Source organism: Terriglobia bacterium (assembly GCA_036496425.1).
GTDB lineage: Bacteria > Acidobacteriota > Terriglobia > 20CM-2-55-15 > 20CM-2-55-15 > 20CM-2-55-15.
Window position 1 is genome coordinate 1 of record DASXLG010000406.1, and the last position, 3301, is coordinate 3301.

Annotated in this window: 4 protein-coding genes; 1 reads left to right on the top strand and 3 read right to left on the bottom strand. The window is 59.2% G+C overall.

The window, feature by feature from the left end; genetic code table 11:
- Positions 1–354: TCP-1/cpn60 chaperonin family protein (locus tag VGK48_29330; GenBank protein HEY2385298.1), on the top strand; the 354-nt coding region annotated here is incomplete at its 5' end.
- 588 nt (positions 355–942) lie between these two features.
- On the opposite strand, the gene VGK48_29335 is transcribed toward VGK48_29330, so the two are convergent.
- The 3 genes from VGK48_29335 to VGK48_29345 form a co-directional block, all read right to left on the bottom strand.
- Entirely contained in the window at positions 943–1209 is a 267-nt protein-coding gene (locus VGK48_29335; GenBank protein HEY2385299.1) for a DUF6496 domain-containing protein, read from the bottom strand.
- 58 nt (positions 1210–1267) lie between these two features.
- Positions 1268–1981 (bottom strand): PEP-CTERM sorting domain-containing protein, encoded by a 714-nt coding sequence (locus VGK48_29340; GenBank protein ID HEY2385300.1) that lies wholly within the window; start codon positions 1979–1981, stop codon positions 1268–1270.
- A gap of 11 nt (positions 1982–1992) precedes the next feature.
- Positions 1993–3301, bottom strand: a 1309-nt coding sequence (locus VGK48_29345; GenBank protein HEY2385301.1) for a PQQ-dependent sugar dehydrogenase, incomplete at its 5' end; no start/stop codon positions are given.

Below are 3301 nucleotides of genomic sequence, written 5' to 3' on the forward strand. Positions count from 1 at the left end.
CAAACGCTCAAAGCCGAGGGCGACGAGCAGATCGGTATCGATATCATCCGCAAGGCAACCGAAGAGCCGCTGCGTCAGATCTCTGGCAACGCCGGTTTCGAAGGCGCCATCATCATCGAAAAGGTTCGCGCCAACGCGGACCCCAATTTCGGCTTCAATGCCGCTACTGGCCAGTACGAAGACCTGGTGAAATCCGGTGTCATCGACCCGACCAAAGTCACCCGCTCCGCTCTGCAGCACGCCGCTTCAATCAGCGCTCTCATGCTGACCACCGAAGCAATGATCTGCGAAATCCCGGAGAAGAAGGCGCCTGCTGGACCTCCCGGCGGCCACGGGCCGGAGATGGATTACTAAATCCGTCGAAGCCAAATTAAAAAGAAAAAGCCCGCCTGGCAGCAATTTGCCAGGCGGGCTTTTTTCTTTGTCCGGATCGCGATCAGCGGCGCGTCTTCAACTCTTCTTCGGCGGCGTCCCAATCAATTTCCGGAGATCCATCCGGGCACCCGCGCTGATGCCAGCGATGATAGGCCCGCGCCGAAACCTCGTCTCGGCTGGCCGAGCTGGTTTTCGCCAAGTTGCTTTTCGTGTCGAGCTGAAGACTCGCGTCCTCTTCCGCCGCTGTCCCGCTGCGAGGCGTAGTTCCGGTGCTCCGCGGTCCGGAAACAATACTAGGTGCTGGGGAGCTGCCCGTGGCGCCAGGCGTTACGTAAGTAGAGCCAGCTCCGGCTCCCGCCCCAGCTTCTACTCCTGACGTATCCACGCCTCTCGAACCCACAGACAAATCCGCGTTCCCTGCGATTGTGTCGTTGATGCTCAAGCCGCTACGAGGTTTCTTTAAACGCTCGTCCGCCCGTTCTTCAAGATTTTCTTGTTTTACTCTGGTTTCAGCCACAACTCGTGGCCCTCCTTTGGATGGGACGACAAATCCGCGATATTGGCAGCCTAGGTCTTCTTCGAGGTTTTTTTCGTCGAGGACTTGCGTTTGCTCGCCTTGCGTTTCGTTGGAGAAGAGGGGATATCGGCCCCCGAGCGGCGCGCCTCGCTCAACCCGATTGCGATCGCCTGTTTCCGGCTCTTCACTTTTTTGCCGCTCCGCCCCGACTCCAGTTTGTGGTGCTTGTATTCATCCATCGTGCGCTTCATCTTCTTTTTCACGATGCCCTTCGAGCGTGGCGTTGAGCCCGAAGATGTCTTCTTCTTGGTTGCCATGTGAGTTCTCCCTGCACTTGGGAGCGGCCGCGGAACAAAAGGTTTCAGCCAAATGAATTCAGCCGGCCCGCTGCCGGATGCGCGCAACTGCGAAAAGCGCACCCGCCATCAACAGCCACATGGACGACGGCTCCGGCACGGCGGTCTCCTGAATATCCACGTTGTCGACCCCCAATTGGAAAGTAAACACGTTGTCCGTCTCGGCGAACCGCAGCATTAACGGCGTGTTCAGATGACTATTCAGCAGCGTGGTGATGTCGGAAGCGTGGTGGCTATATCCGGACACCAGCGCATCGCCGGTCGTGGTTTGGAACAGGTTCATCAGCAGGTCGGCCGCCGACACGCTGAACGGATCCGCCCCTCCCGCAAGAATGTCCACGCGCGCCTGTTGATTGAGGGTCGGCGTCGCAAAGTCGAGGCTATTGGACGTGGAAAAAGCCGCCGCCCGGTTTCCAATGAACAGGTCGAAGCTCAGGACAGACTGGGGAACCGGCGCAGTCACCGTGAAGGTCTGGTAAAGCACATGAGCGCCAGGCCCTTGCGCGTCGGTCATCGCGGCTGTAGAACCTCCGGGGGGCGCAGGCACCGCCGTCCCATTCACCGGACTCACCATGCCGGTTTGCAAGGCGAAGGTCCCATCGCTCCCGGCTTGATCGGCTCGTGTCCAACCGGCAAATCCGGATTCGAAACCGCCGTTATTGATAGAAGCCGCCGGCGCACGAAATAATAGCGCGCAGGCAAGCGTTGCCGAAAACCTGATAAATAGCTTCATACATTTCCCCCTTATGGCTTCCTGCTGATCTGGTAGATGGCATTGTCCGTCAACGACACTACGTAAAGCTTCCCGTCTGGACCCTGCTCGATGTCGGGTGTCGTCCCGAAGCCTTGGCCGATCAGCAGAGTTTCACTCTCAGTGCCCTCGAATTTGTTCGCGCGAAATAAATTGTCCGCAACGGTATCGGCCAGCCTCGGGTCGGCGCTCACGTCAACATGCATCCGGTCCGCCGTGAGACGCAAGCGGTACAAGCTGCCGCCGGTTCCACCCACCTGCTGGAAGCTCCGCGCCGAACCAATCCACAACGTGCCATCATATTCCGCTCCCAGCGCGGCGCCCTGCACAAAGGTGGCACCCGCCGGCCCAATCTCGTATAACCAGCTAAATTCCGGATCTCGGTACACAGCGCCGGGAAGCATGAACATGCGGGATTGAGCTAAAGCCGGCGTATAGGCAACCCGCGTTGGAGGATAACGGACCTGCTGCAGATTACTGCCGAACAGCGTTGTCTCGATCGTCTTAAACTGTTCGATCCGGCTCAACGGTCCGGCTAACTGGACCCATCCGCCGTTCATCCCGGGCACAATCCGGTTCACCTCGCTCATGGCGTCGTCGGCGTTCTCTGTGTCCCACAGGCTGCCGCTCACCGGGTCGAACGCCATCCCGAAGCTATTACGGTGCCCGTATGAATAGATCTTCTGGATATTGCTTCCTACCTCTCCGCCCATGGCGGCGCCCGCCGCGAAGAACGGGTTATCGGCGGGCGTGCTTCCGTCCTCATTCAGCCGGAAAATCACGCCGGTCAGATGAGCATTGTCCGGCGCTGGTCCGCCAAATGTGTCGTCCACAAACGGCTCCGAAAGGAACGGGCCATTCGGCAGGTTCTGGAGCCAGCCTCGACGCCCCTGGTCGCCCATGAACAAGTAAAGCTTTCCGTCGGGCCCGAACCTCAACACGCCGCCGTTGTGATTGGCCTGCTCGGCTGCATTCGTCGTGCCCGGGTGCCCCGGCGCCGCCACGTTGTCGGTCTGCCGCGAGCGTATCAGGAGCAGGTTCTTATCGAAAACCAGAGTGGATCCGTTCCAGACGAAGCGATCCACGCGATTCCCCAACAGAGCAACCTCTGAAACCACGGCGCTGTCCACCCCAGTGCTGCTTTCCGTCCAGCGGATGTAGACAAACGGTATCGCTGGAAAATTCGGATGTAGCACCAGGCTCAATAGACCGCGCTCGGAGTTGGAATTCACGGCCAGGTCGAGCACGGGCGCCGCCTGCACAACGCCGTTTATCACTCGTTTGACCTGCCCCGAAGCTTTT

What these genes read in the sequence shown, in the direction of transcription:
- VGK48_29335 (HEY2385299.1), bottom strand. Translation starts at nt 1,209, where the DNA reads ATGGCAACCAAGAAGAAGACATCTTCGGGCTCAACGCCACGCTCGAAG.
- VGK48_29340 (HEY2385300.1), bottom strand. Translation starts at nt 1,981, where the DNA reads ATGAAGCTATTTATCAGGTTTTCGGCAACGCTTGCCTGCGCGCTATTA.